We start from the raw sequence: 26,013 nt of genomic DNA on the forward strand, positions 1-26,013 counted from the left end.
TCAAACCTTATAAAAAATTTCAAGTTGTCTCTCAGACAAAGAAATTCATCTTAATTGTAGAATTATGGGATTATCGGGCTTTTTTAAGAAGATAGGACAAGAATTAAGAGTGCTTAGCGGCGACAAGGCAAAAAATAAACAGTACTCAAATAAACAGGTTTATACGGATGCGGGCGAGGCTAGAAAGGCTTTTGAGGTTTCTAGACATAAGCTTTTTGATGTGAACGGCTGGTCAGATATGAAAGGCATTAACTCAAAGTTTACTTTATATGATCAGGCTGGCAGGCCTACTGCAGGTGTTCCGAGGGCGGGCTTCTTTATCAAGATAAATTTACCTGGAGCTAAAATAGAAAACTGGGTACAAATTTATAAGGTGAGCAACGAAGACGATTCGGCAGAATTTATTGTTCATCCAAGCGAAAAACCAGAGGAGAAAACAGATCCCAATGCAGAAGTAAAACACTTTTTTGCTAAGGAAGCCAGCAGTATTTTCCGGGTGGTAAGAAGAGATAACGTAATTGAGGCGTTTGAGATTGGGAGAAATGAATACATAAATAACCAGGGTGATCAATCAGGGAGCCGGCAGGTTTTAAATACCTTAATCGCTGAAGGCGGGTGGGCGGGATTCCAAGAAATTCAGTGGGACAAACTCACTAAATACCTGGTACATTCTGACAAGGTAAAAACTTCCTCAAAACAATAAACTTTACAGATATTATCTGATCTAATTTATGGATTGCACAAGGAAGGTGCATCTAACTGAAAAGATCGTTTCACCGATAAATTTATTGTTATGAACAAAAGCATTTTCACTCTAGTCTTTGTTGTTATTCTTTCGTCAATAGTTTTTCCGGCGAAAGCCTCACTAACGCGCATGCTTGCCTCCTCCTCCACTTTAACAGCCACAAGCCGCAATTCGAACTCAGGTATAGATCGTAAGAAAAAACGGAAGCTTAAAAAGAAAGTGCGTCAGGCCGGCAAAGTATATAAACTGGTTAAAACAGATAGAAAGGATAAAAAGAAAGCGAGAAAAGTTCAAAGAAAGATTCGCAGGATTATTAACATTTGGTAATTGACAAAGAAACACGAGGTCAGAGAACCCTTTCAGGACTTCGTGTATCTTTCAGATAATCCCGGGTGTTAATAACTCTGAATACTTACTTTCGTCAAAACCCAACAGTAAGCCATTTGAAGTTTCAAGCACCGGACGTTTGATTATGCTTGGCTTCTCCTGCAATAGAACAAACGCTGTTTTATCGGATACAACTGCATTCTGAGTTTCAGCATCTAATTTCTTCCAGGTAGTACCCCGCTTATTGATCAGCGCCTCCCAGCCGACTTTCTTTGACCATTCCTCAAGTTTACTTTCGCTGATTCCGAGTTTCTTAAAATCATGAAATTCAAAGTTTACTTTATTGGCTTTCAACCAGTCGAGTGCTTTCTTTACCGTGTTACAGTTCGGGATACCGTATATCTTCATAGAACAAAAATAGAAAAGCTCCGGATGATTTAACCGGAGCTTTCTATAATCTGAAGTAAGACTCAACTAATCTATTGAGTTCCGCCTGAGCCACCGCTTTTCACATCATCATTCTTTATTCCGCGGGTATTCTTTTTGATCTCTGACTTCAATTTGCCAAAACGGTAATTCATACTTACATTCATTCGTCGGTAATAATTTTGGTAATCATTAGTTTGAGAAAAGTTTACTCCTTCAGAGCTATTTCTCCATGACCGGTATTTCTGGAATGGATTGCTTACAGAGCCTGAAAAACTTAGCTTGTCTTTAATTATATCCTTGTTAACAGAGGCCGACAAATAGTTATACGCATTAGATTTTCCCTGAAGCGTAATCCACGGACTGTTAAATGAGAAATTAAGTCCCGTGCGCCAACCTTTTTCAAATTTATATCCGGCATACGCGTACATATAACCTTGCATCCCTTCGTTCTTCAACAACTCTTGTCCTAACTGGCCTTCAATCCATACATAATACAGGTTACCGCTCATGTTTATGTTGAACTTAGAAGTCACCGGATAATTGAGATTGAAGTTAGACCCCAGCTTACGGTCTTTACCTATATTAAAAAATGTACTAGAGGTAATGTTGCTGGTTTGATCAAAAGTAGTTACGTATTGAATGGTATTATTTGCAAACGAATAATTCATCCCCAGGTTAATGGAACCCTTCTTGAATTTGCTGTAAGACAGTTCAAAGCTATTACTCAGTACCGGGCGCAGGTCAGGATTTCCTGAGTTTTGAAAGTTAGGCATGCGGTTAACATAAGGGTTTAGCTGCCAGATGCCCGGACGCTCAATTCGTTGGGTATAGCCCAGGTTCAGACTACTCATGTCCTTAAACTTCCGGTTTATTGACACCGACGGTATCACATTAAAATAATCCTTATCCAGGGTCGATGAAGTTGATTGAAAGTCAGCATTGATCATTGTTTTTTCAACCCTTACCCCGCCTTTGAATCCCCAATCCTTCAGGTTATATTGGTACGCATTATAGATTCCGAATATATCCTGGTGATTTTCAAATTTATTAGTCCTTGACGGGATATCAATGTAGGAGTTGCTCGCTGCATCAAACTCAGAGTAACCAAAGTCACTTCTGTTATTCCTCAGAATTCCCTTTATCCCACCCTCAATATTTAACTTTTTAACAGGATGCACATAGTCCATCTGGATGGTTTGCTCGATGGATTCGCCATCGTTCCTCTGGCGGTAGTTTGGATCATTGTAATTGATCCGTTCACTGATATCCAGTTGGTTGTCGTTGTCATTCCCCCAGCTGGTATATTTGTAGGAAAAAGTTAAAAGCTGCTCCTTTTTACGCTTAAAACCCAATTGATAATTTATTCCTAAATCTAAACCACCATGCCCACCCTCGCCTACATTTTCCAGACGATAGCGATTTAGCACTTCCTTTTCAAAATCATAAATCGTAGTAATTTGCGACGAGGAATTTTTATTGCGACCACCGTTATAACCTACCTCCCCGGTGATCAGGTTTAAGGAATCGATTTCATAGCTTAACTCAGAGCTAACATAAGCCCAATTACTTTTATAGACATTATTACCGGCCTGGATAAGATTAGTCAAATCAGAAGGCAAAGCACCCGAGGTAAGCCGATTTGCCATGTTACTTGTGCCCGGATTGCTGTTGTTAGAAGCAGAGCCATAAGCGGAAAAGCCAAACTTACCCTCCTTTACAGTTACTGACGCGTTGACCCCTGGTCCTCCTGCCGGAAAACCCCGGCGCAGACCCAGGCTTCCGTTATAGCCGGCGTCCACTTTCTTGTTCGTGACAATATTGATAATGCCTGCCAAACCCTCACTGTCATATTTGGACGGCGGCGTTGTGATCACTTCAATCTTTTGTATATCAGCTGCAGGCATACTTCTGAAAACCTCTTTAGGATCACGGGCGACCATAGCGGACGGACGGCCATTAATCAGCACTTTATAATTTCCGCTTCCTTTAAGTTTAATATTATCATCCGCATCCAGAGAGATTAATGGCACCTTGCGCAGCATCTCCAGAACAGTATTTACTTTGCTCTCTGGATCAGCCTGTACATCATAGGCAATCCGGTCAACTTCTTGCTTGATAAGTGGGCGATCAGCGACAATCGACACTTCCTTTAATGAAACGTTAGACGTACTAAGTTTCAACTCGCCGAGATCAACGGCAAGCCTCAGACTGTCGGTCAGATCAACTGCAATAGTTCGGGAAGTGAATCCAACGGATAAAAGCACGACGGTATAGTTTCCGGCAGGAATATTTTCAAATAAGAAAGCGCCTTTATCATTAGTAAGAGCACTTTTAACAGGCTTATCACCGCTTTTAAGACTTACAGTTACATAATCCTGTGGCTTAGTATTGACCGAATCAATAACTATTCCCTTAACAGAAAAGCCGGGAAGCTTAACTTGTGCATTCAAGTAACCGCTGAGTAAAACACTAAAAAGGATAAAAAGTAAAAATTTAATTTTCATAGGTTAGGTAACTAAATATTTAGTTACAATAATAATGAAAAGGAAATATCTAAATGTTAAAAATTGTTAACTTAATAAAAATATTACAAACCAATATTCTGCAACCAATCGAAGTATCTGGCTAAGACTTTATCCACAAGGCCGGGGAAAAACCGACGGTTTTAAGCATAAGAATACCCGCGGCTCAGGGAGTCGCTGCTGCTTATTAAAGCGGGTCATGGTTAACTCTGCTCCTACACTGACAAAGCTGTAGATCATCTCGATTGAACGGTCGATTAAGGCAGGTAACTCTAATTGCTCATCATCATCAAAGCCACTTAACACATAGTCAACTTGACTGCCTTTAGGATAGTTGTCGCTAATTCCAAAGCGTAAACGGGGGTAGTTGACTCCTCCAACAACCCCTTCAATACTTTTCAAACCATTGTGACCTGCTGCGCTACCTTTTGGCTTAAGCCTGATCGTGCCAAATGGCAGAGAAAACAATAAAGAGTCACTGATCTTTAACGGACCGAATCCAAATGGCTAATGCAATCAACGGTCCGATACTGGAAGATAAATGCTTCGGCTCATCCGGAAATTATTAACTTAACATTATATTAATACCCTCTTAACTTATAAATGAAAATTAAATGAAAGGTCGACAGTCCTTAGTTATATTTATTAAGCTCCTTAGCATCCTCTTTCTGCTGTTTTTTGTAGAGGATCAGAAAATATTTCCTCGCCTGACACATTTATTTTCTTCTCAGGGTCTTACGGGCGGACTCGCCTTTCTTGTGATTTGGATAAGCAGTATAATAGCTCTTTTAGTAACTTCTTTCTCATCTCAATATTATATCAGGCTTTTCTTCTCAATACTTATTTTTTGCACAACTATTCTTGGGAGTTCATTTTTTTTTATAAGTAACGGAACTCTGGGCTATGACAACTTGTACATCCTGTTTCAAAATGTCAATTATACAAGAGATGCTTTAATACAATATCCGTATGAAATACTCAAGGCACTCTTATATGCCTCACTGGCATTCACTTTTTTTATTAAGCCTTCGGAAATACTTGTCAACAAACATCGATTTTTGACGTATTTCTTAAACATCATACCTTTTGTACCGATTGTTTTGTTGTTTATAATAACACTGCTAAGGGGTGGATATGGCACGGCCGGAACGCCAATGCAATATAGAATCACAGCCTTAAGTTCCTTAATGGCTGTTGAAAATCTAGCCCAAAATGATAATGTTCGACAAAGGTCGAGCTACAAGGCTCAGCCTGACTCTGTCCCTGTAGATATCGTTTTGATTATGGACGAAAGTGTCCGTGCAGACTTTTATGATATTAATAACGAGAACTTAAACCTCACCAATTACCTGCAGAGTCAGAAAAAGAGAATATACAACTTTGGATTTGCCAGTTCGGGAGCCAATTGCAGTGCGGAGAGTAATCAAATAATTCGCTACACAGTTAATGGAGACAAGCTTGAGGAATCATTTAACACCCATCCGTACATGTGGGAATTCGCCCGCAACGCTGGTTATAAAACTGTCATGATTGAAGGACAAGCAAATAAAGGAAGTTTGAATGACCGCATGACTCAAAATGAACTATTGTACATTGATGAGTTTATTTACTCTGAGGGGAAAAATGACTTTGAGCGTGATCTGGACATTGCTCGTACTATAAAAAAGTTAGCATCCGCTAAACATGCAAAACCCCTATTTATTTACGCTGTTAAAAAGGGACTTCATTTTCCATACTCTGAAAAAGTTCCCGAAAACAAAAAAATATTTAAAAGCAATAGCCTTGGAAACGAAACCGGATCGAGAAATGACCTTATTAACTCGTATAAAAATGGGATAGCATATGTAACTGATCCTTTTTTCAAAATTTTGCTTGAAAAAAACGTTTACGATAATAGTATCCTCTTTTACACATCCGACCACGGTCAGAACTTGATGGATAATGGAACTAAGCAGAGTCACTGCTCGACGAGCAACACTTCACCCTATGAAGGACTCGTTCCATTATTTATCATCACAGATCATAAAAATTATAAAACAAAGTTTGAACAGGCTGTACTTCTAAATGCCGATAGAGCGAGTCACTTTAATATAATGCCTACCATATTGGATATTTTTGGATATAGTCAGTCGGACATTGAAAAGAACTTTGGAAAAACCTTGTTCGACGAAATAACCGAGCCCAGAAAATTCATAACCGGATTGCTAAAGGAGAATAATATCGGGTTTGGCGAAAGAAATACACATAACTGGGTAACTTTGCCGGATTCCATGAAAAGAAAAACAAACCATCGTTAGATTGAGTTTAAAGAGCTAAAATTTATTTATTAAAGCGGGTCATGGTTAACTCTGCTCCTGCACTGACAAAGCTGTAGATCATCTCGATTGAACGGTCGATTAAGGCAGGTAACTCTAATTGCTCATCATCATCAAAGCCACTTAACACATAGTCAACTTGACGGCCTTTAGGATAGTTGTCGCTAATGCCAAAGCGTAAACGGGGGTAGTTGACTCCTCCAACAACCGCTTCAATACTTTTCAAACCATTGTGACCTGCTGCACTACCTTTTGGCTTAAGCCTGATCGTGCCGAACGGCAGAGCCAGGTCATCTACAATAACCAGTACATTTTCAATGGGTATCCTCAATTCTTGCATCCAATAATTAACTGCCCGGCCACTTAAATTCATGTAGGTGGTAGGTTTGATCACATATACCTTGCGTCCCTTGTGAGAAAGCTCCGTATAATAAGCCAGGCGAAGGTTTGAGAATGACGCTTTTTCCCGCTTTGCCAGCTCATTAGCCACCATAAAACCTATATTATGCCGGGTATCCGCATATTCAGGACCTATGTTCCCCAGACCAACGATAAGATACTTCATAAGAATAAAGGATTAGAGAGCAAAGATGAAAGATAAAATCGCGAAGAATAAAAATCAGCGAATCTTTTTATCTGTGGAATGCAAAGAGAAAAATCAGTATGACCTCCAACAAAAAAGCAGTACAGAAATAACCCTGTACTGCCCTTAATCAGTGTAATCTTCTTATAATCGGTGTATTCCCAATTAAAATTATTTTCCTTTTGATTCCTGCTCAGCTTGTTTTAAAGCGCGAGACATGGTTACAGAAACGATAGTGTCATCGCCATTGTTCATAATTTTAAAGTTGTCGAACTTCAATTCATCCACCGCTACAGATTTACCAACCTCGAGTTTCTCAATACTTACTTCAACGTTCTGCGGCATGTCTTTAGGAAGAGATTTAACGCGCAATTTACGTAGCTTCTGAATTAATTTACCCCCTGTTTTAACACCCGGTGACGTGCCTGTTAATTTTACTGGAACTTCCATTACCACAGGTTTGTTGTCATCCAACTCCAAAAAGTCAACATGCAAAGGTAAGTCAGTTAAAGGATGAAAGTCTACATCCTGAATGATGGCTTTGGCTTTAACACCTGCAACATCAAGGTCAACGAATTGAACGTCTGGTGTATAAACCAAACCTTTCAAATCACTTGCAGACACTGAAAAGTGGATTTGGTTTTTTCCACCATAAAGAACTGCTGGCACTAAGCCCTGATAACGCAGCTCTTTAGCGTCTCTTTTCCCTACGTTCTCTCTTGGAGAACCGCTAATAGCAATTGATTTCATTATTATTTATTTTAGTTTGTAAGCTGGTTTAGTTGGTTAGGTGTTTAGTTAGCACCTTCCCTTTTTCAATTTTAATTAGTCTACCTTAAACAGGTCACTTATCGATCCGTGTTCGTTCACATTAGCTATTGCCCTTGCAAACAAATCGGCTGTTGATAATACTTTTATTTTCGGACTCGACGTCTTTAACGGAATAGTATCTGTTACGATCAATTCTGCTAAAGCAGAGTTTTCAATGGTTTCTATGGCCTTGCCTGATAAAACCGGATGTGTACAAACCGCTCTTACGCTGTTGGCACCGTTCTCCATAATTAACCCTGCAGCTTTGGCTAGTGTTCCGGCGGTATCACAAATATCGTCTATCAAAACAATGTCCTGACCGGTAACGTCACCGATTATTGACATCGACTCAATTTCGTTTGCACGTTTACGACGTTTATCACAAATAACAACTTCAGCGTTAAAAAATTTAGCAAAAGTACGTGCCCGGTATGATCCGCCCATATCCGGGGAAGCAATAGTCAGGTTTGGTAAGTTCAATGCTTTAATATGCGGTACAAAAATTACCGAAGCGTCAAGGTGGTCAACCGGAATATCAAAGAATCCCTGGATCTGTGCAGCATGTAAATCCATGGTCATGATCCGGTGAGCTCCGGCCGCTGTAATCAAGTTAGCCATTAGTTTAGCGCCTATTGCTACCCTTGGCTTATCCTTTCTATCCTGACGAGCTAATCCAAAGTATGGTACGACTACCGTTATGTAATGCGCAGAAGCACGCTTAGCCGCATCTGTCATCAATAACAGTTCTACCAAATTATCATTAGGCTGATTGGTGGACTGGATAAGAAAGATATCACATCCTCTGACAGTCTCATTAAAATGAGGTTGAAACTCTCCATCGCTGAATCGCGCGATTGTCAGATCACCTAATTCTTTACCATAAGCTTGAGCGATATTTGTTGCGAGGACGGTGGTTCCAGTACCGGAGAATAATTTAACAGGATTGAATGATAAGGGCATGGCTTGCGGTGTAACCGTATAAAAAAATTCGGATTGCACTGCTGCAATCCGATATTCTTATTTTTAAAAAGTTGCCCGACCAGGATTCGAACCTAGACAAACTGCACCAAAAACAGTCGTACTACCATTATACTATCGGGCAATTCAGTTCGCAAAAGAACTTCCTTTTTGAAATGGTGTGCAAATATAGAACGATATATGATTACCTCCAAATGATTTTAAATATTTTGATTTTTCTTTCTAGAGCATGGCGCGGGGGGTTAAATAGTGTTAAATGGTTGTGGTAGTTCTGGCATTTTCATTTCTAATCGTTATTTTCGGCAGCAATTTTTCCCTATCACAACAGTAAAACATGAATTATCAGAAGATTAACAATATTCTAGGCTGGGCATCTTTCCTCATTGCCGCCACTGTCTATACCTTAACATTGGAGCCAACCGTAAGTTTTTGGGACACTGGCGAATTTATTTCAGCAGCCTATAAACTACAAGTAGTACATCAGCCAGGAGCTCCCCTGTTCTTAATGATCGGTAAAATGTTCTCGTTACTAGCCGGAAGTGATGTAACCCGAGTTGCATTTTGGGTTAATATGAGTTCAGCACTGGCAAGTGCCGCCACAATTTTATTCCTGTTCTGGACCATTACCGCACTGGCAAAAAAGATAATTCTAAAACCGGGAGAAATTGCAAACACCAGCAAACTTGTGACAATAATGGGCTCAGGTCTGGTAGGCGCTCTGGCTTATACTTTTACTGACTCCTTTTGGTTTTCAGCGGTCGAAGCTGAGGTATATGCTATGTCGTCGCTATGTACAGCAATTGTTTTTTGGGCTATATTGAAGTGGGAAGAACATGCAGACGAGCCGCATGCCGATAAATGGCTGGTATTTATTGCCTATGTAATGGGACTTTCAATTGGCGTTCACTTATTGAATTTACTAGCAATACCCGCTATAGCCCTGGTTTATTATTTCCGCCGTTCACAAAACCGCACTTCCCGCGGAGCGATCCTTGCCCTTTTCATCGGAATCGTCATACTTGCATTTATTCAATACGGCGTAGTACAGTACCTAATCAAATTTGCGGCATACTCCGATTTGTTCTTCGTTAACACCCTTGGCTTGGGATTCGGGACCGGTGTTGCATTTTTTGTCGTCCTGCTGATTCTGGCTTTAACGTTTGGAATTCTGTATACCATCAAAGCCAGCAAAACCAGCTTGATGATATCTGCTATCTCATTTGTAGCCTTGATGGCTATAGGTGGCGGTTTCAAAGGACTTATCGTAGCCGCTATCTTACTTGCTCTGTTAGAATATCTTGTTCACATACGTCAAAAGCGTCGTGTGCTGAACCTCGCTTTAGTCAGTATTGTATTCATTATACTCGGATATGGCTCTTATGCGATGATCGTGATTCGGGCTAAAGCAGACCCTACATTAAACAACAGCGATCCTGACAACGCCTTTGCGCTCTTGAGTTATGTTAACCGCGAGCAATACGGAGACAGGCCCTTACTATACGGCCAGTATTTTGATTCGAAACCCATAGATAGCAAAGAGGGAGATATAATTTACCGTAAAGGCAATGAAAAGTATGAAAAAGCTGGCCGTAAGTTTGAACGCATATATGACCGGAATACCATCTTACCACGCATGTACAGTGATGATCCGCAGCATGTCAATTATTACCGCGATTGGATGGGCATGTCAGAAACGGAATCGCCAACTTTTATTCAGAACATCGGCTTTCTGATTAGTTATCAGACAAGTTTCATGTATTCCAGATACTTTGCCTGGAACTTCATTGGCCGGCAGAATGATGAGCAGGGCCACGGTGATTTCATTCACGGCAACTGGCTAAGCGGAATTAAGTTTATTGACAACATGCTGGTAGGAGGCCAGAACGACCTCCCGAAAAGCGAGCTTCAAAATAAAGCCTATAACCGTTTTTACTTTCTTCCTTTTATTCTGGGTATTATTGGTGCTGTATGGCACTTTAGAAAGAATCAGAAGGACGGAGGTATTGTAGCTTTGCTTTTCTTTTTTACCGGCTTAGCAATTGTCCTTTACCTTAACCAGAATCCACTGCAACCGCGGGAACGTGATTATGCATACACTGGCTCTTTCTATGCCTTTGCCATTTGGATCGGCCTAGGAGTAGCAGGTTTGGCATCTTTCATTCGGAAAAAGCTAGACCCTAAAACCGGGGCAATCATTGCTACCGTGATTGGACTACTTGCCGGACCAATCATTCTAGCTAAGGATGGCTGGGACGATCATGACAGGTCGCAAAAGTATACAGCGCGAGATTTTGCAGCAAATTATTTGCAATCATGTGCACCCAATGCCATTCTCTTCACCTACGGCGATAACGATACTTATCCGTTATGGTATGCTCAAGAAGTTGAAAATATCCGCCCGGATGTGCGTGTGGTGAATCTAAGCTTACTGGGTACCGACTGGTATATCCGGCAGATGAAAGAGAAAGTGAATGATGCCCCTGCATTGCCTATTTCTATGGATAACTCGAAGTTTGTACAGGGATTACGTGATGTGATTTATTATAATCCAAATTATTTACAGATACAAGGCGCCGCAGAGCTGAAAGACGTTTTTGACTTTTTGGTTTCTGACAATCCCAACGATCAGCCACCTTCTCAGTACCAGGAAAACGTGAATGAAAACATCCTTCCTACCAAGAATTTGAAGATCACCGTTGATGCTGAGCAGGTTTTGAAAACTAACACTGTTCCGGCAAGTAAGAAAGGTCAGATCGCACCGGCTGTTGAATGGCAGTATAATAAGAACTATGTCACCAAAACGGAGCTGGCTATATTTGATATCCTTGCTCATAACCAATGGAAGAGACCGGTGTATTTTGCTATTACCGTACCGGCCGACAATTACATTGGTCTGGATAGTTATTTATACAACGAAGGCTTTGCTTATAGGTTATTGCCCTTACAAAAAGCAGCAGTAGATTCAGCTGAGCAACAGCGTCCTGAGCTGGTGAATACCAGTGCCATGTATGATCACATGATGAATAAGTTTCAATGGGGAAATTTGAAGACCGTTAGTTATCTTGATCCGGAGTCAGTTAGAATGGTTGCTGTAGTGGTAAACAATTTCAACATTCTTGCAGAGAACCTATATAATGAAGGGCGGACCGAAGAAGCAAAAAAAGCTCTTGACAGATGTCTGAGTGTTATTCCTGATCGAAACTTTTCCCTTAACTTCACTATCCGTAAATTTTACATGGCCGACTTGCTTTACAAGCTTAAAGAAACCCAGAAAGCTAATAAGCTTATTGAGGATACTGCCGACTATATTACGGACGAACTCAATTACCTTCACGGAATATCTAAAACAAAAGAGAACCTTGGCGCACAAGATATTCAACTAGGTATGTCAATTCTGAATGAACTGGTAAAGGTTACAGCAGAAAACGGCCAAACCGCCCTAAATAAGAAGACAGAGAGCCAATATAAAGCGTTGGAATCTAAGTTTGTTGGAGGAAGAAATTAAAAATTAGTAATTTAATGTTCGAAGGCTCAGAAGATCATTTCTCTCTGAGCCTTTTATTTTAATATTTAATGCCCCTCAGATAAACGAGAGTAAAAAAAAGAGCAAGGAGTAAAAATCCTTGCTCTTTTACTTTGTGACAATATTACTTTTTCAATATAGCCGCCTGCTTTAACCTTGCTTACTGGTACTCCTAATGCCTGAATTTGGTTATACTTCAACCACAACACCCATCGAGCAAAACTTTTCGATCCGCTCATTTACAACTTGATCAATATCTTTTTTTCTCAGCACTTCAAGATCTTTAATGATCTGTTCTTTAAGGGTACTGGCCATTGCTGCGGGGTCATAGTGTGCACCACCCAGCGGCTCATTAATAATTCCGTCAATAAGTTTGTTTTTTAACATATTATCAGCGGTCAGCTTCAAACTTTCTGCCGCTCGTTCCTTATGATCCCAGGTGCGCCATAAGATAGCTGAACAGTTCTCAGGAGAAATAACCGAATACCAGGAATGCTCAAGCATTAAAACTCTATCTCCTATTCCTATCCCCAGGGCCCCGCCTGAAGCACCTTCGCCGATAATAACGCATATGATAGGCACTTTCAAAACTGACATCTCTAAAAGATTGCGGGCGATAGCCTCGCCTTGCCCTCTTTCCTCAGCTTCTAAACCAGGGAAGGCTCCCGGTGTATCGATCAGGCTAACTACAGGTTTATTGAACTTTTCAGCAAGTTTCATCAGGCGCAAAGCTTTACGATACCCTTCAGGGTTAGCCATACCAAAGTTGCGATACTGCCGCATTTTCGTGTTAATCCCTTTCTGATGCCCGATAAACATTACCGTTTGACCGTTAAGAGTTCCAAACCCCCCTACAATTGCTTTATCATCACCAACTGTCCTGTCGCCATGCATTTCAATGAAGTCGTCGCACATCATCTCTATATAAGCCATCGTATAAGGCCTTTCCGGATGTCGGGAAATCTGTACATTCTGCCAGCCGGTAAGGTTAGAGTAAATCTGCTGACGGGTATTAATCAGTTGAATTTCCAGCTCGCTCAACGTGCCAGACATATCCACCTTTGTTTTATCAGATACCTGTTTTATCTTATCAATCTGAGCCTGCAGATCAGCTATTGGCTTTTCGAAATCGAATGTTGTATTCATTACACTATCAATGAGCCTGCTAAAATAGCGTTTTTAGATTTGCTATTTAGCCTTTGTTTGAATCTCGTATCAAACGGCTATATTTTTTTAGCTGATCGGGAGTAAGTATGCGCCTTGCCTTCAGATGAGCTTGAAGGTGCGCATTCCGCAATTCTCCCTGGTACAGCCCAATCTGATTACAATAGTAAATGAGCGAGCCTTCATTTGCTTTCCCGGTGGAGAACAGTTCATTTAGTTTCTTTTCATGCTGTAAAATAAACCGGCCCATCTCTTTCGCTTTAAAGTCAAGTGCCTCAACCGCTGCGCCCAGCTGCTGTTTTTGAATGGTGGTTAACTTTAGTCCTTTCTCAAGACCAAGGACCTGTGCAGGCGAAGGATAATTATTCACTTCAGCTACATTAGTCATACCCATTGGCTCGCCCTTTTGGTATGCTATATATTCTTTCGCACTAAGCGAAGCGATGGGTGAAAGGGGAGCAACTTCCGAAGTATCAGGTAGAGCAGCAAGTTTTTTAACCGCTTTACTTTGCGCACTAACACTATTTAAAGTAAATATTAGAATGGAAAAGAAGATAATAAATTTCATTGCAGATTTTAAAGTAAAGATTTGTTCGAAGATAATATTTGATCGTCAACGTTATGGTTTTGGGTGGCTGGCAAGCACCAGATTCGTCAAAAGCTAGAACGGCTTTCAATAAAAGAAATTTTATGCGGAGGATGCATTAAATCAATTCCGCTGCATTTGACTCTGGGAACGTGTCTTTGGGAGATTGAGGATCCTCGGCGTGATCCAACCAGGCAATTGCTTCTTCCTTACGATCAAAAAACTGAGTTACAAAGAGTCCATGGGAATAATCGGCAATTTTATTGGCTGCCAGCTTACTGAATGTACTTTCAGAATGTATCCATGCAAAATAACGCAGACCAGCTTTTTCCATCGCCGGTAACCATACCTTTCCTCCCCACTCAGAGGCGAGTGCCCAATTTCCGAGAATATGCGTATTATCATTTAGTACCTTCGTACATTTATTTGCTTCGAGCAGCTGCAACATTTCTAAACATCCCTTCTTAATGGTTTCGAAATTCTGAAAGCCTTTCCAATTGGTTTCAAGCAAATGCAGTATGGGATTATATCGAATCTCTACTTTGCTGTCGCTATAGAAACTCTGGCCGTCTGTTTCTGGTTTTACCAAATGAGAAGTATCATTTAACGGCAGTGAGAAGAAAAACGTAGATCCTTTTCCCGGTTCACTTTCAATCCAATAGTTTCCATTATGGCGTTTGAGAATCTCCGCCGAGATAAATAAGCCCAGACCCAAACCCTGAAAACGCATGGCCGTATCATCCACCCGGTAGTACCTGTCAAAAGCTTTGTTAAGGTTATCCGGAGATATGCCAATGCCGAAATCCTGAATAGAAACGACCAGATTATTATCCTTCACCCTGGAGGCGACAACTACTTTATCTGCTTCCGGCGAATACTTAATGGCATTTGATAAGAAATTATATAGAACTTGTTCCAGCCGGAACCGGTCACCAAGCAGAATCACCTTATCCGAATGTTCAACAATTATCTTATGCTTTGGTGTCGTTTGCTGTATGCTTTGCACCACCTCCCTCAGCATTTCTTTAAAATAAAACACCGTGTTATTATATACTAGTTTCCCCGAGTTAATTTTTGATACATCAAGCAGGTCAGATATCAAACGCTCAAGACGCAAAAGCTGCTCGGAAGCTTTTACGGCAAATGGGCTCACTTTATGATCTGTACTAATAGCCCTTGCAATCAGCTGAATAGAAGCCTTGATGCTGGTAAGCGGAGTTTTTAGTTCATGACTCGCAATACTCAGGAACTCGTCTTTCTTGTCTGATAACTCTTTGATAGCCCGGGTACTTAACTCTTGCTCAGTAATATCAATTATACTTCCAACATAGCCCTCGAACACTGAATTGACGTAATGCGGATTGGCCTGTGAGAAAAACCATCGATAGGTTCCGTCGGCGGCTCTCAGCTGAAATTTCCCTTGGTATAACGAATGAGTTTGCAAAGTCTCCAACCAGTTACGGCGATAGGCGTCGAAATCGTCAATTAGCATCGCTTTTCGGTATCCATCGCCCAGACTCTCTTCCACAGGCAGGCCTGTAAATTCAGTCCATTTCTTGTTCAGGTAAACACACTTCCCAAACCGGTCAGATTTCCAAACAATAAAAGGTGTTTCCTCAGAAAGATTTCGGAAATAAGCCTCGTTATCCTGCAAGTGTTGCAACTGCATTTTCTGATCATGAATATCCGTATTAATCCCAACCCAATATACTATTTGGCCGTTTGCATCTTTAAATGGGACAGCATAAGCCTGGTGCCATCGAAATTCACCATCATGCCGCCTAAAACGGCTCTCAAGCAAATACTCCGTCCCTTGCTCACGTGCCTCATTCCATGCCCGCCGGTTCATCTCTACCTCATCAGGATGAATTATTTCCTTCCATCGGGGGCCGTCTTTTTCAATAGACCTTATGTCTGCGTATTCAAACCAAGCTTTATTTAAGTACTGTATTTCCCCCTCCGCATTGGTAATCCAAACCTTGTGTGGCATGGTGTCTGCCAGGAATGCAAACTTATTTTTACTGAGTTCCATTTCCTGGTTAGCCGTTACAAGTTCCGTTACATCATTCCCAAAAAATGCGACCCCATCAACTTTCCCATTATGGTCAAATACTGGGGCAAGCATATAATCAAGGTATATTGCCTTCGGCTCCCCGTCTTCATTTATATAATCGAGTTTATAGGCAGTCCCTTTGACAGGTTCACCAGTCTCAAAAACCTTTTGAGCGTTTAGCTTATCCTGTTCACGTCCTGTACTAGCAAAAACTTCTTCGTTAGTCTTACCTAATAAGTCAAGTTTACCTGAAATAGCAGAAATTGCCTTATTGACAAATACATACCGCAGCTCCGGACCCCTGCGGATCGATATATATGCCGGTGTATTCATAAATACAGCCTTAAATTCTTCCTGCTGCGTTTTTATAATATTTTCGTATTCTGCGGCTTTGTGTTCTGCGTCTTTACGCTGGGTGATATCAATAATGTAAGAAACGATATTTCCTTCTTTCTTGTCGTAAAGCGCAGAAGATCCGCAAAGGGCCCAAAACCTTGTTCCATCCTTCCGTTCAAGGTGTTTCTCAAACGGTTTATAATACCCTTCCTTCTCCAGCCGTCCAAGGGCAGCATCAGTCTCATCCTTTGACTCCGGTGTGATCACATGATCCCAACGGATCTTCGAATTGGCAAGATCGGCCCGACTATAGCCAACCATTTTTAAGAAGGCATCATTGGCATCAATCACCACACCTTGATGACTGGAAACCAATATTCCGATCACATTGGATTCGAATAATTTAGCAAATTTATACTCTGCGCTTTTAAACCTTTGTTTCCCGAGAGTAATGGTATCGGTAAGTGCTTGCCGTAATAGAATAAACAGTCCTAAAGCGATGAGGAGTAGAACCGCCAGACTTATTTTAAACGCTGTTAGTGAGATATGTTCGGAAAATAATAAGGCGATGGCCACTGCAATAATCAGCAGCAAAGTAAAGGACGCCCATTCCAACCGCTTGTAAAATAAACTATTATTCATTTTATCTGTTCCCCGATACAAAATACACAAATTATACCTTGCAGCAATTAGCAAACGCAGTTTTCAGACCATAAGTATCTCTATTTAAGTCAATGATGGAATCGTGAAGGAGAATTTGCTTCCCTGGCCAGCAACACTCTCAACCGCCAGCGACCCTCCGTGACGTTTAATAATTTCGGAAGAAATGTATAATCCTAATCCCAAACCTGAATATTGTACACCAGAGACGTCGACCCGGTAGAACCTGTCAAAAAGAAAAGGAAGTTTTTCAGGTGGAATACCAATGCCAAAATCCTCCACCGTTACCTTAACCATTATCCCTTCCCTGCTAATGTTTATCAAGATTTTGTCTGAAAGCGGAGCATATTTAACAGCGTTATTTACCAGGTTGACTACAACCTGGTCCAGCTTCTGGCGATCTGCATATACCTGCAAAGTGGTGTCTCCTGTTGTAATCAGCTGGTGCGTCCCTTCTAATCGAACATGGTCACAACACTCGTCAATAAGTGATGAAACCGTGAACAGCGACTTATTCAATGACAACTGGCCTTGCTCAATTTTGGTGCTGCTTAACAGGTCGTCAACAAGGCTGCTCAGCTTACCGAGGTTATAATTCGATTTCTCTACCAATGTCCTAAGCTTTTCAGAAGTCGCTTCGGTTTTTATTACTCTGCCCATGAGCTGTAACCCCGCTTTCAAAGTAGTGAGGGGGGTTTTCAATTCATGACTGGCTACGCTAATGAATTCATCTTTTTGCTGCTGTTGCTTTTTCTGATCATCTATATTCGTGCTGGTGCCAAACCATTTGATGATACGGCCCTCGGCATCCCGAATGGCTGTAGCTCTGCATAAGAACCAAACATGTTTGTTCTTTTTACGATCTGCAAACCGAAGTTCCATTTCAAAATCACTTCCATCGTCCACTGCTTTACTCCAGCTATGCAGGAATATAGGCGCGTCATCAGGATGAAGAATGGGAATTAGGCTAAGATCACCGAAATCGCGAGAAAATCCAGTAAAATCATACCACTGCTTATTGAAATAATTCAAAACTCCGTTAGCCTGGGCTGTCCATACAATTTGGGGCATTGAATTAGCCATTTGCCGGAATTCTTGTTCACTTTCTTCAGCCCTGTTCCGGCTAAGTACCTGGTCTGTGACGTCAATAGCTACAGCCAAAAGGCGCTTCGTACTTCCGGGTTCAGTTTTTATGGCTTCATAAATGAAGTTAAGGTAGGTTAATTCAGTCAGGCCATTACGAAGCAGATAAATAGGCAGTTCACTGGCAGTAAATCGCTCTCCGGTGTTATATACATTTTGTAGAATTTTTTCCAGACCCTGGTCCCGTGCCTCAGGCAAGCCATCGAAAATAGGTTTTCCTAATATCTCTTTTGAGGTTTTCTCCCATAACTCAAACATTTTCTCATTGGCTATTTCTACCACAAGGTCAGATCCTCTCAACACGCACATTGCCACAGGAGCCTGCAGGATCATAGTCCTGAAATTCTGCTCACTGTCTTCTAACAATCGCCGGGCTATGATCATCTCCGTTACATCAATAGCCATGTTAAGAACTCCGTAGATCTCACCCTCCGGATCCCGCAGAGCTTTGTAAGTAAAATTAAAATATCCGGTTTGAAGGACACCATCAATTACCAGATTTACTCGATCATGCTTTCCCCAATACGTTTCACCTGTGGTATATACTTTTTGAAGCAATTCAAAAAAAGGTTGACCCTCCAGCTCCGGAAGTGCATCAGCCAGATTCATCCCTATCACACTTGCAGGCTTCCCCCACAGTTTGAGCATGGCATCATTGGCTATTTGAATTTTCATTTCCGCACCCATGTAGATGGCAGTAGCAACTGGAGCCTGCTCCACCAGGTAATGATACCGCTGTTCGCTTTTCTGTATTTGCTTTTTAATGACTACCTGATCAGTAACTTCATTTGCTATCACCATAACACCCGAAACTCTTCCGTCAGATTCGACATAAGGCTCATAAATAGCATTTATAAATACGCTTTGAACACTTCCGTTTCTGACAAACTCTAATTCGAGTTCTTTGGCTTCATGCCGTTCTCCAGACTGATAGACCTTCCTTAATAGTTTTTCATAGTGGGTATCCGCAAATAGCCGAATAACCTCGAGAAGCGGCCGGTTAATAACTTCCGAGTACGATTTTTTCCAATATTCCAAAGCCTTGTCATTAACAACTTCGATTATAAAATCAGATCCCTTAAAAATGGATATGGCAGCCGGCATTTGGCTAAATAAATTTCGGAGATGCCTTTCACTGTCAATAAGCAATTCTTCGTGTGACTTTTCCTTTGTGATATCCTGCAGGGTTCCATTAAAGCGATAAGGATGTCCCTGCTTATTAAACAAAACTTTGCCTTTTACCTTTACCGTCTTTTCGTTAGCACCTAAGGGGCCCATGAGCTTATGCTCTATATTATAGACGCCACCGCTTACATTATTGATAGCGTCGTTAATAGCCTGCAATACCCGGGGCCGATCAGGGGCAGGCACCATTTTCAAAGCAGTGGCAAAGTCCACGTTTTCACCTGTTAAATTAAACCAATCGCGGAGCTGGCTATTGACCGTAAAGATTTTGCTAGCGAGATTTAAATCCCACACGCCCAGGTCAGCAGCATCAATTGCAAACTCATAGGTATCTCTGGTTTCTTGCAGTTCTTCAAATGCTTTTATCTTCTCAGTCGTTTCATAGCAGGTCACAAACACACCCTGTGGAATACCACTTTCATTATTGAGGGGGCTATAACTATAAGTCCAGTAAACATTTTCGAGACGGCCGTTACGATATACTGGCAGTAACTGATCTTCATACGAAACAGTCTCTGCATTCTCCATTACGCCCCCAATTATGGGTCCTATTGTATCCCATATTTCCTTCCAGGTATTATAACCGCTGGTGCCCAGTGCATTTGGGTGCTTGCCATTTTCACCCAAACCAGGGCGGTAGGCATCATTGTAAAATTGAATCAGTTCAGGTCCCCAGAATAGAAACATCGGGACCTGCGAATGAAGAATAATGCTTATGGCAATACGCAGACTTTGGGGCCAATTATCGGGACTTCCAATACTCGTTTCAGACCAGTTGAATGAACGGATTAGTGCTCCCATCTCTCCACCGCCCTTCAAAAAGGGGTAATTTACCATTGATATTTTCATTGTACTGAACTGAGATCGCGACTTTAGATATTGGCTCGCTTTAAACCAATTATTTTGCCTAAAATCCAAGGTATTATTTTTTTCTTAAAAATCTGTGTGCCTGCAATAGTTAAAACACTGTGGTCCAGTACGCTCCTAAATCCAGCTTATTAAAATTTACTTTTTCGCAACCATTAAGCTCGCAATGTGTTAGATATAGACATTTACTTAAATCTAAAAGTTATGAGTTTATTTAAAAATCTCCTTATTGGTGCGGCAGTTGTCGCTGGCGTTAATTATATCACCAAAAAAAGACCGGACGGAAGGTCAATGATGGACGATCTTAAAGAGAAAGCCCCCGAGTGGATGAATAAAGCAAAAGAATTTGGAAACACTCAAAAAAACCGTTTTAGCGAAACTACTGATCAGTTTAACCGAACTTCAGATCAGTTTTCACGTAATACGCCCACTACCGATAATTATTAACGTCTAAAGGCTCCGAAGACCCGGAGCCTTTAATTTTTTTCCCATTCCAAACAGTCATCCCTTTATAACGACTTACAAGTCAAAGCTACCTGCGTGAAAGTGGTGTTTAGTTTTCTTAATTTCATTCCCGTTAATTTCAAGACTTAGTATATTATCTTCATCGACTGCATCAGCAAGTTCGTTTTTAACGGAAGTCAGATAAGCTATAGTGTCTGGACGCTTTAACTTTTCGATATTTAAGTTTAATCGTTTTGCGTCTTTGATAGTTTTCGGAGGTACCGACTGCTCAAGCTTCGTCTTTTCATTCTTGATTTTTAAAATGTTCAAGTAAATCTCCTGACCGGCTATAACAGCGGCAAAAAGGCTGGTCACGAAGGCAAACCGTCTGATTGCTCTCTCGAGCTTGGCGTTTTTCTTTATCTTTTCCGGAAAATGAAAGTTAAATTCAAAATTAATGATGGACGAATTCCCGGTTTTTAACTCCTTAATTTCGAAATGATACCACTGATAAATATCTTCCTTATCCAGCCCGAATAGGTTGACCATATACTGATGCGTCTGCAGAATAATATTATTTATCTTTAAAAACGTTTCCAGGGGGAGGTAAGAATAATCCAGATAAACAGAGATAGACGGAAAACCGTCGTTAACGGTTTCCTCTTCAAGGTCTTCTGTTGCTGTCGTATTCATCTTATTAAATATACAGATTATCGAAGCAAACATTAATCCGAATGGTCTATTTTGTGAAGCCAGATTCAATAGTCAGGCAGATATGGGGAAAAGGTGATACCATCCTTTTCGTTTTTGCCGGTGCCTCCGCGGAGTTTGCCTTAAATAAAGCAGTAGACTGGCTTTACTACACCGGTAAGCTCCCCTCCGACCCTCTAGGACGCCTATTCAGCACTGTTTCTTATGCCCGTCAAATTGTATTTTCAGAACAAGAGGCCGCACTGAAGGCAATTGACAAGATCGCTTCCATACACAAGGCTGTAGAGAGCAAGCGCGAGAGCCAAATCCCCGACTGGGCTTATCGTGATGTACTCTTTATGCTTATCGACTATTCCATCCGGGCCTTCGAAGTGTTAGAGAGGCAGCTTTCTGAGGAAGAGAAAGCCGAAGTTTTTAATGTTTTTCAGAGGGTAGGATTACAGATGAACCTTCAAGGATTGCCTTCTACCTATCCTGGCTGGATAATAATGCGTGAAGAACATTTAAAGGAAAACTTGGCAAACAGTCATTTCACAACAGATTTGTACAAGCAATATCGTGAGCATCTTGGTCTGATCAGATACCAAATCTTATTGGAAGCCCAAGTCATGGTGGTACCAAAACGGGTAAACCAGCTCCTGTCCTTAGGTGAATTCCCCTGGTTGTCGCCAATATTAGCTTTCTATAAATTAAGCAGAGTAGTCAAAATGGATAGGTTGATCAAAAACCTAATCCTCCCAAAAGCCTATCAAAAAGAGATAGAGAATTTGGATGTTGATTTGGATGCCTAGAACCTGGAATTGATTTCGGCGTTTGGACCTGAATTTATGTGATGAGAGGATTAACGGGATTGATTTGGATGTCTGGAACAAATTACAACACAGATGATCATCGGAAATTGCGAACCCAACACCGCAGAATTAGCAGAATGATCTTCCGGATTTTAAGTATTTCGGTGATCCTAATTTGAAACCGTTGTTTTGCTGATATCTGTGATGGTAATGCCGAAAAAACAGTCATCCATACAGCCGTTGGGTATATAGCCGCAGCTCGAGATCATGCCGTTGTTTTTGGCTTCAAAGCTAATGGCGTTCTGTCTAACATCTACTTTTAGCCAGACCGCAGCTGCCTTTTCATATACCGCATCCAGTGTAATCGCTTGTGCGCCACCCGTATGCGAATTAAGAGTGGCGAAATCCTCTATCCAGGATTCAGTCATTGTTTGCTGCCCTGTCTGTCCGTCCGTGGTATAGCCCTTGTAAATTCTGCCAGCAACCACACCGTTCGACACGGTGATAATGGTCTTCGCACCAAAACCCGCCCACGAATAAGTGGCCACCGTATAGCTGTAACTATTATTTGACTCTTTCTTAAAATCCTTCCAGGCATCCCGGCTCTTCGCAAAATCCGATTGGACGCCATCCTTTTCACAGGCTGACAAGAACATTACAGCAATAAATAAACCCACTAGGTATTTCATCGTTTCTTTTAAGTTAAGATAAAGTACTTGCAATAGCAACGCGTCACAAGAACTTCCCTGGAATTTGTAGTCCGGACGCCCACAACTGGAATTTTAAAATCTATTACTATGGCAAGCTTGTCAGTCTGCTTTGATCATCTTTCCTAATAGCTATACGAAGTCCAGATTGTATTCGCTACACCCCTAGCGATATATTTCTTTATCTGTCTATAATTTACGTCCATATTTGAATCTAAGAATTGTCCATTCCTGAATTTGCCTTACAGAAAGCGAACAAATTAATATCTTAAAGTTCGCAAATGGAAAAACCAAGAAAAGGAAGTAAAGCAGGCCTTCCGCCCGTATTCGATGAAAACCGCAAAATCTTGATTGCCCGGGAGTATTTAACCGGCCAATTGAGCCACGGCCAGTTAGCTAAAAAGTATGGCCTGAGCGGAGAACATACCTCGCGTTATTTTGTCAGATGGTATCAGAAATGGCTGCAGGAAGCCCAGGCAGATCTGGGAGGTGTGGATGATGCTGAGCGTGAAAAGAAGCAATTGGAAAAACAACCATTCGAAGCCAATTTAAAGATCACCGCCCTGGAAATGATGATCCTTACAGCCGAAGACACCTTAGGAATCGATATCGTAAACCGTTCGCTATCTGTAAAGCTATTTCAGTATAAGACATATTAATACAGGAACAGTTTGAAAAAGTACCTTCTCGCCACCTTAATCTGACCTTGCTTTGCTCTTGTTCGTGTCTTGCCACTAAATTAGCGGCAAGACACGAACAAGACACGGACCAGTCCATTACATGAAGCTATTTTACAACTCTAAAAATTTATGAAAATGCCAGGCGAATACATCCGATTGTTTTTTAACTTTAAGGAACATATTTTTATCATGGGCAGGCAGATAGACACAGAGACTACCGAAACTATTGACAACATTATTTTCTATAAGCGGAATGGTAAGTTCCTAATGCGGACAATACAGAAGCAAGCTAAGACTTCCCAAAAAGCTGCCAAAGACTATGGCCGCGCATCTAATAAAGCGAAAGTTCTAAGGCAGCTTTTAGAATCTATGCTTCCTAATCCGAGAGATCGTGACATGCAAAACCGGTTGACTCCTGCTATGCGACAGTTTACGGCCCTGCTGACTGCACGGAAAGGAATTCAGCCAATGGAGAACCCACTAGCAGGCTTTCGTTTTATACTTAGTTCGGACTTAAAAGATTGTCTTCGTTTCTCAATAACAATTAGCCAGCAGCATGATGGCGATGTTGTCATTGAAATTCCTGTTATTAACCCCTTCCAGTCTATAGCTGCGCCGGCCGGAACAAGCAATGTCCAGCTTGAGCTGAGGGTAGTCGGCTTTAATTTAAATGATGCACAAACCTTTGAGGGTAATAGCCAATCGATTTCGATGTCGTATGTTGATGCAATGCAGCCTGCGGTAAATCAAATACTTGAAATATCTGCGCCGACAGGAACCATAATAGTAGTCGCCGCAGCGCTAAGTTACTGGAACAACGAAGGGCAAATTCGTCAAATCGGATTTATGCCAGTGGAGCTTGCTGCCGCGTTTATGCGTTCTTAAGCTTTTATTCAGAATCTACCAGGCAGCGTCTGGATTGGTCTGGAGTCGCGGATCGAAAGTAAATGCAGAAACTTTGACAATCATGATTTTATTGAAATGCGGATGATTTACGTTGAAAAGGTAATTAAATTCATTTTGAATAATTGCCGAGGGCACCTTTAATACAGCCGATCGTGAGGAATTCAACCATCCTTCGCTTATTTCTTGTGTTATGGGATAGTTAGCTACAGTATACCAGTCTTTTGCATTTATAGATAAATCATCAATGAAGATCTCTTTAATATCGAGGTGGTCAGGTATTTCGAAAGTGGTTATAGAAAAATCCCCGGAATGCAAAGAGGCTCCGGTCTTATGAACCGAAAGCTCTAAACATGATAATGCAGCCGATCCACCCGTGTATATAATCTGCCGGCCCTCATAGTTCCACCTGGCATAAATACCGGAAGCGGTTAACAGAGCAGCATAACGGGTTTGGCTGATTCGATAGGTAAACATCCTTTACCTAACCCAGAATGCCGTAATCTATGCGGTGTAATTCGGTCATCACGATGTTAATCCCGGTAATGGTATCTAATAAGTCGATTGGCTGGGCATTGATCCCAATATTGTGATGTGGTAACCAGTTTTTAAACTCTTCTAAGGTGCCAAATGTATCCATCCCTTTATCAAATAACTCGAACAGCTGGATAATATGTTCTGTAACACCCTGATTTAGCGCCTTGCCCTCATTAATGTACTTCCTCAAGGTAGGCTCGGTAAGGGATAGTATATGGGCAAGATCAACCTGTGTTACCCCCGTAAGGCGGATAAAGTCTTTTATGGCAGCTGCTTCTATCCCTCTTCTGATCACGACCATCTTAGCGGACGGAGACTTATAATGAACATGATAGCGTTCAAAGATTTCTTCGAATGAATTAGCTGGATGTTGTTGGGCAACAATTTTTTTATAGGAAATAGGGTTCGCATCGGTTTTGGCTTGTTTTGCCGTCACCTTAACCTTGCTACTTTTATCCGTTGTTTGTGTGTGCTTCCGCATACCTAAATGTAATTATTTTCTTTTTGAATAGAAATTTTTTTTGAATATCTATAATGACGTTTGGAATAATGAATCAAGCGGACTTGACTTGCTTTCTGAACATCAAGATCTCGAAACAATATCTTCCCAGGTTGAGTGAATTAGTCAACCTCATTCAATTGTCTCAGCTTTAGCTGGAGGCCAATAAACAATAAGACTTGATTTGACGTAGCCAGAACATGGATTGTGTATAGACAGTTTAGAGGTTTGGCCAAGGCCTTTAAATCAATGACATTTTATCCACTGGCCAAAGCCAGTGGCAATTGAATAGAAAGCTATCGGAAAACGAAATTGGGAAACGTCATTAAACAAGAAACCCCTCAAAACTTAATTTGAAGGGTTATCGTTGCTCCCAAGCCTGGACTCGAACCAGGGACCCTCTGATTAACAGTCAGATGCTCTAACCAGCTGAGCTACTTAGGAATTTCTGGGTTAACAAAAGCCTTTGAAGGCCTTTGTCCCGTTTGGGAATGCAATATTCGGGATTTAAAATT

21 protein-coding genes, 2 tRNA genes and 1 pseudogene are annotated in these 26,013 nt (G+C 41.2%); 8 read left to right on the forward strand and 16 right to left on the reverse strand.

From position 1 onward, the window contains the following. Positions 1-64: 64 nt before the first annotated feature. Positions 65-703, forward strand: coding sequence for a hypothetical protein (locus AC1MCB_RS13340; protein WP_479965205.1), 639 nt, complete (start codon positions 65-67; stop codon positions 701-703). Between the two features lie 90 nt (positions 704-793). Next, positions 794-1,072: a hypothetical protein gene (locus AC1MCB_RS13345; protein WP_479965206.1), complete on the forward strand. Its 279-nt coding sequence runs from the start codon at positions 794-796 to the stop codon at positions 1,070-1,072. Between the two features lie 51 nt (positions 1,073-1,123). Here AC1MCB_RS13345 and AC1MCB_RS13350 read toward each other — a convergent pair whose 3' ends face one another. From AC1MCB_RS13350 to AC1MCB_RS13360, 3 genes and pseudogenes are all read right to left on the reverse strand, one after another. Continuing rightward, positions 1,124-1,480, reverse strand: coding sequence for an ArsC family reductase (locus AC1MCB_RS13350; RefSeq protein ID WP_479965207.1), 357 nt, complete (start codon positions 1,478-1,480; stop codon positions 1,124-1,126). Positions 1,481-1,551: 71 nt separating this feature from the next. Beyond that, positions 1,552-4,005, reverse strand: coding sequence for a TonB-dependent receptor (locus AC1MCB_RS13355; RefSeq protein ID WP_479965208.1), 2,454 nt, complete (start codon positions 4,003-4,005; stop codon positions 1,552-1,554). A 129-nt stretch (positions 4,006-4,134) separates the two neighbouring features. Beyond that, positions 4,135-4,512, reverse strand: a pseudogene (locus AC1MCB_RS13360) (aminoacyl-tRNA hydrolase); the annotation flags it as partial. 698 nt (positions 4,513-5,210) lie between these two features. On the opposite strand from AC1MCB_RS13360, the gene AC1MCB_RS13365 reads away from it, so the two are divergent. Beyond that, complete coding sequence (locus tag AC1MCB_RS13365) at positions 5,211-6,320, forward strand: sulfatase-like hydrolase/transferase (RefSeq protein ID WP_479965209.1); 1,110 nt, start codon at positions 5,211-5,213, stop codon at positions 6,318-6,320. 22 nt (positions 6,321-6,342) lie between these two features. On the opposite strand, the gene pth is transcribed toward AC1MCB_RS13365, so the two are convergent. The 4 genes from pth to AC1MCB_RS13385 form a co-directional block, all read right to left on the reverse strand. Then, positions 6,343-6,903 (reverse strand): aminoacyl-tRNA hydrolase, encoded by a 561-nt coding sequence (pth, locus tag AC1MCB_RS13370; RefSeq protein WP_479965210.1) that lies wholly within the window; start codon positions 6,901-6,903, stop codon positions 6,343-6,345. Between the two features lie 189 nt (positions 6,904-7,092). Then, on the reverse strand, positions 7,093-7,671 hold the full coding sequence (locus tag AC1MCB_RS13375) for a 50S ribosomal protein L25/general stress protein Ctc (protein WP_479965211.1): 579 nt from the start codon (positions 7,669-7,671) through the stop codon (positions 7,093-7,095). Positions 7,672-7,746: 75 nt separating this feature from the next. After that, on the reverse strand, positions 7,747-8,691 hold the full coding sequence (locus AC1MCB_RS13380; RefSeq protein ID WP_479965212.1) for a ribose-phosphate pyrophosphokinase: 945 nt from the start codon (positions 8,689-8,691) through the stop codon (positions 7,747-7,749). A gap of 71 nt (positions 8,692-8,762) precedes the next feature. Then, positions 8,763-8,833, reverse strand: a tRNA-Gln gene (locus AC1MCB_RS13385). Positions 8,834-9,043: 210 nt separating this feature from the next. On the opposite strand from AC1MCB_RS13385, the gene AC1MCB_RS13390 reads away from it, so the two are divergent. Continuing rightward, a complete protein-coding gene (locus AC1MCB_RS13390; RefSeq protein ID WP_479965213.1) occupies positions 9,044-12,214 on the forward strand; it encodes a protein O-mannosyl-transferase family in 3,171 nt (1,056 codons plus the stop codon). A 207-nt stretch (positions 12,215-12,421) separates the two neighbouring features. On the opposite strand, the gene AC1MCB_RS13395 is transcribed toward AC1MCB_RS13390, so the two are convergent. The 4 genes from AC1MCB_RS13395 to AC1MCB_RS13410 all read right to left on the reverse strand — a co-directional run bounded on the left by AC1MCB_RS13395 (position 12,422) and on the right by AC1MCB_RS13410 (position 20,208). After that, positions 12,422-13,378: an acetyl-CoA carboxylase carboxyltransferase subunit alpha gene (locus AC1MCB_RS13395; protein WP_479965214.1), complete on the reverse strand. Its 957-nt coding sequence runs from the start codon at positions 13,376-13,378 to the stop codon at positions 12,422-12,424. Positions 13,379-13,424: 46 nt separating this feature from the next. Then, positions 13,425-13,964, reverse strand: coding sequence for a hypothetical protein (locus AC1MCB_RS13400; protein WP_479965215.1), 540 nt, complete (start codon positions 13,962-13,964; stop codon positions 13,425-13,427). 136 nt (positions 13,965-14,100) lie between these two features. Further along, positions 14,101-17,013 (reverse strand): PAS domain-containing sensor histidine kinase, encoded by a 2,913-nt coding sequence (locus AC1MCB_RS13405; RefSeq protein WP_479965216.1) that lies wholly within the window; start codon positions 17,011-17,013, stop codon positions 14,101-14,103. Positions 17,014-17,097: 84 nt separating this feature from the next. Further along, on the reverse strand, positions 17,098-20,208 hold the full coding sequence (locus tag AC1MCB_RS13410) for a sensor histidine kinase (RefSeq protein ID WP_479965217.1): 3,111 nt from the start codon (positions 20,206-20,208) through the stop codon (positions 17,098-17,100). A gap of 222 nt (positions 20,209-20,430) precedes the next feature. On the opposite strand from AC1MCB_RS13410, the gene AC1MCB_RS13415 reads away from it, so the two are divergent. Next, positions 20,431-20,673 (forward strand): YtxH domain-containing protein, encoded by a 243-nt coding sequence (locus tag AC1MCB_RS13415; protein WP_479965218.1) that lies wholly within the window; start codon positions 20,431-20,433, stop codon positions 20,671-20,673. Positions 20,674-20,745: 72 nt separating this feature from the next. On the opposite strand, the gene AC1MCB_RS13420 is transcribed toward AC1MCB_RS13415, so the two are convergent. Then, positions 20,746-21,363: a hypothetical protein gene (locus tag AC1MCB_RS13420; protein ID WP_479965219.1), complete on the reverse strand. Its 618-nt coding sequence runs from the start codon at positions 21,361-21,363 to the stop codon at positions 20,746-20,748. 41 nt (positions 21,364-21,404) lie between these two features. Here AC1MCB_RS13420 and AC1MCB_RS13425 point away from each other — a divergent pair, with 41 nt between their 5' ends. Next, complete coding sequence (locus AC1MCB_RS13425) at positions 21,405-22,172, forward strand: oxygenase MpaB family protein (RefSeq protein ID WP_479965220.1); 768 nt, start codon at positions 21,405-21,407, stop codon at positions 22,170-22,172. Between the two features lie 170 nt (positions 22,173-22,342). Here AC1MCB_RS13425 and AC1MCB_RS13430 read toward each other — a convergent pair whose 3' ends face one another. Further along, positions 22,343-22,861 carry a hypothetical protein gene (locus AC1MCB_RS13430; RefSeq protein ID WP_479965221.1) on the reverse strand — a complete coding sequence of 173 codons (519 nt, stop codon included), beginning with the start codon at positions 22,859-22,861 and terminating at the stop codon, positions 22,343-22,345. A 299-nt stretch (positions 22,862-23,160) separates the two neighbouring features. On the opposite strand from AC1MCB_RS13430, the gene AC1MCB_RS13435 reads away from it, so the two are divergent. Both AC1MCB_RS13435 and AC1MCB_RS13440 read left to right on the forward strand, forming a co-directional pair. Next, entirely contained in the window at positions 23,161-23,538 is a 378-nt protein-coding gene (locus AC1MCB_RS13435) for a transposase (RefSeq protein WP_479965222.1), read from the forward strand. A 150-nt stretch (positions 23,539-23,688) separates the two neighbouring features. Next, the gene (locus AC1MCB_RS13440) at positions 23,689-24,444 is read left to right on the forward strand and encodes a hypothetical protein (RefSeq protein ID WP_479965223.1); all 756 of its coding nucleotides are present in this window, start codon (positions 23,689-23,691) and stop codon (positions 24,442-24,444) included. A gap of 15 nt (positions 24,445-24,459) precedes the next feature. On the opposite strand, the gene AC1MCB_RS13445 is transcribed toward AC1MCB_RS13440, so the two are convergent. The 3 genes from AC1MCB_RS13445 to AC1MCB_RS13455 form a co-directional block, all read right to left on the reverse strand. Further along, complete coding sequence (locus AC1MCB_RS13445; RefSeq protein ID WP_479965224.1) at positions 24,460-24,939, reverse strand: RES family NAD+ phosphorylase; 480 nt, start codon at positions 24,937-24,939, stop codon at positions 24,460-24,462. A gap of 7 nt (positions 24,940-24,946) precedes the next feature. Then, positions 24,947-25,480: an antitoxin Xre/MbcA/ParS toxin-binding domain-containing protein gene (locus AC1MCB_RS13450; RefSeq protein WP_479965225.1), complete on the reverse strand. Its 534-nt coding sequence runs from the start codon at positions 25,478-25,480 to the stop codon at positions 24,947-24,949. Positions 25,481-25,868: 388 nt separating this feature from the next. Next, positions 25,869-25,942 (reverse strand) — tRNA-Asn (locus tag AC1MCB_RS13455). Between the last annotated feature and the right edge of the window lie 71 nt (positions 25,943-26,013).

It is taken from the genome of Daejeonella sp. AP26 (assembly GCF_056680515.1).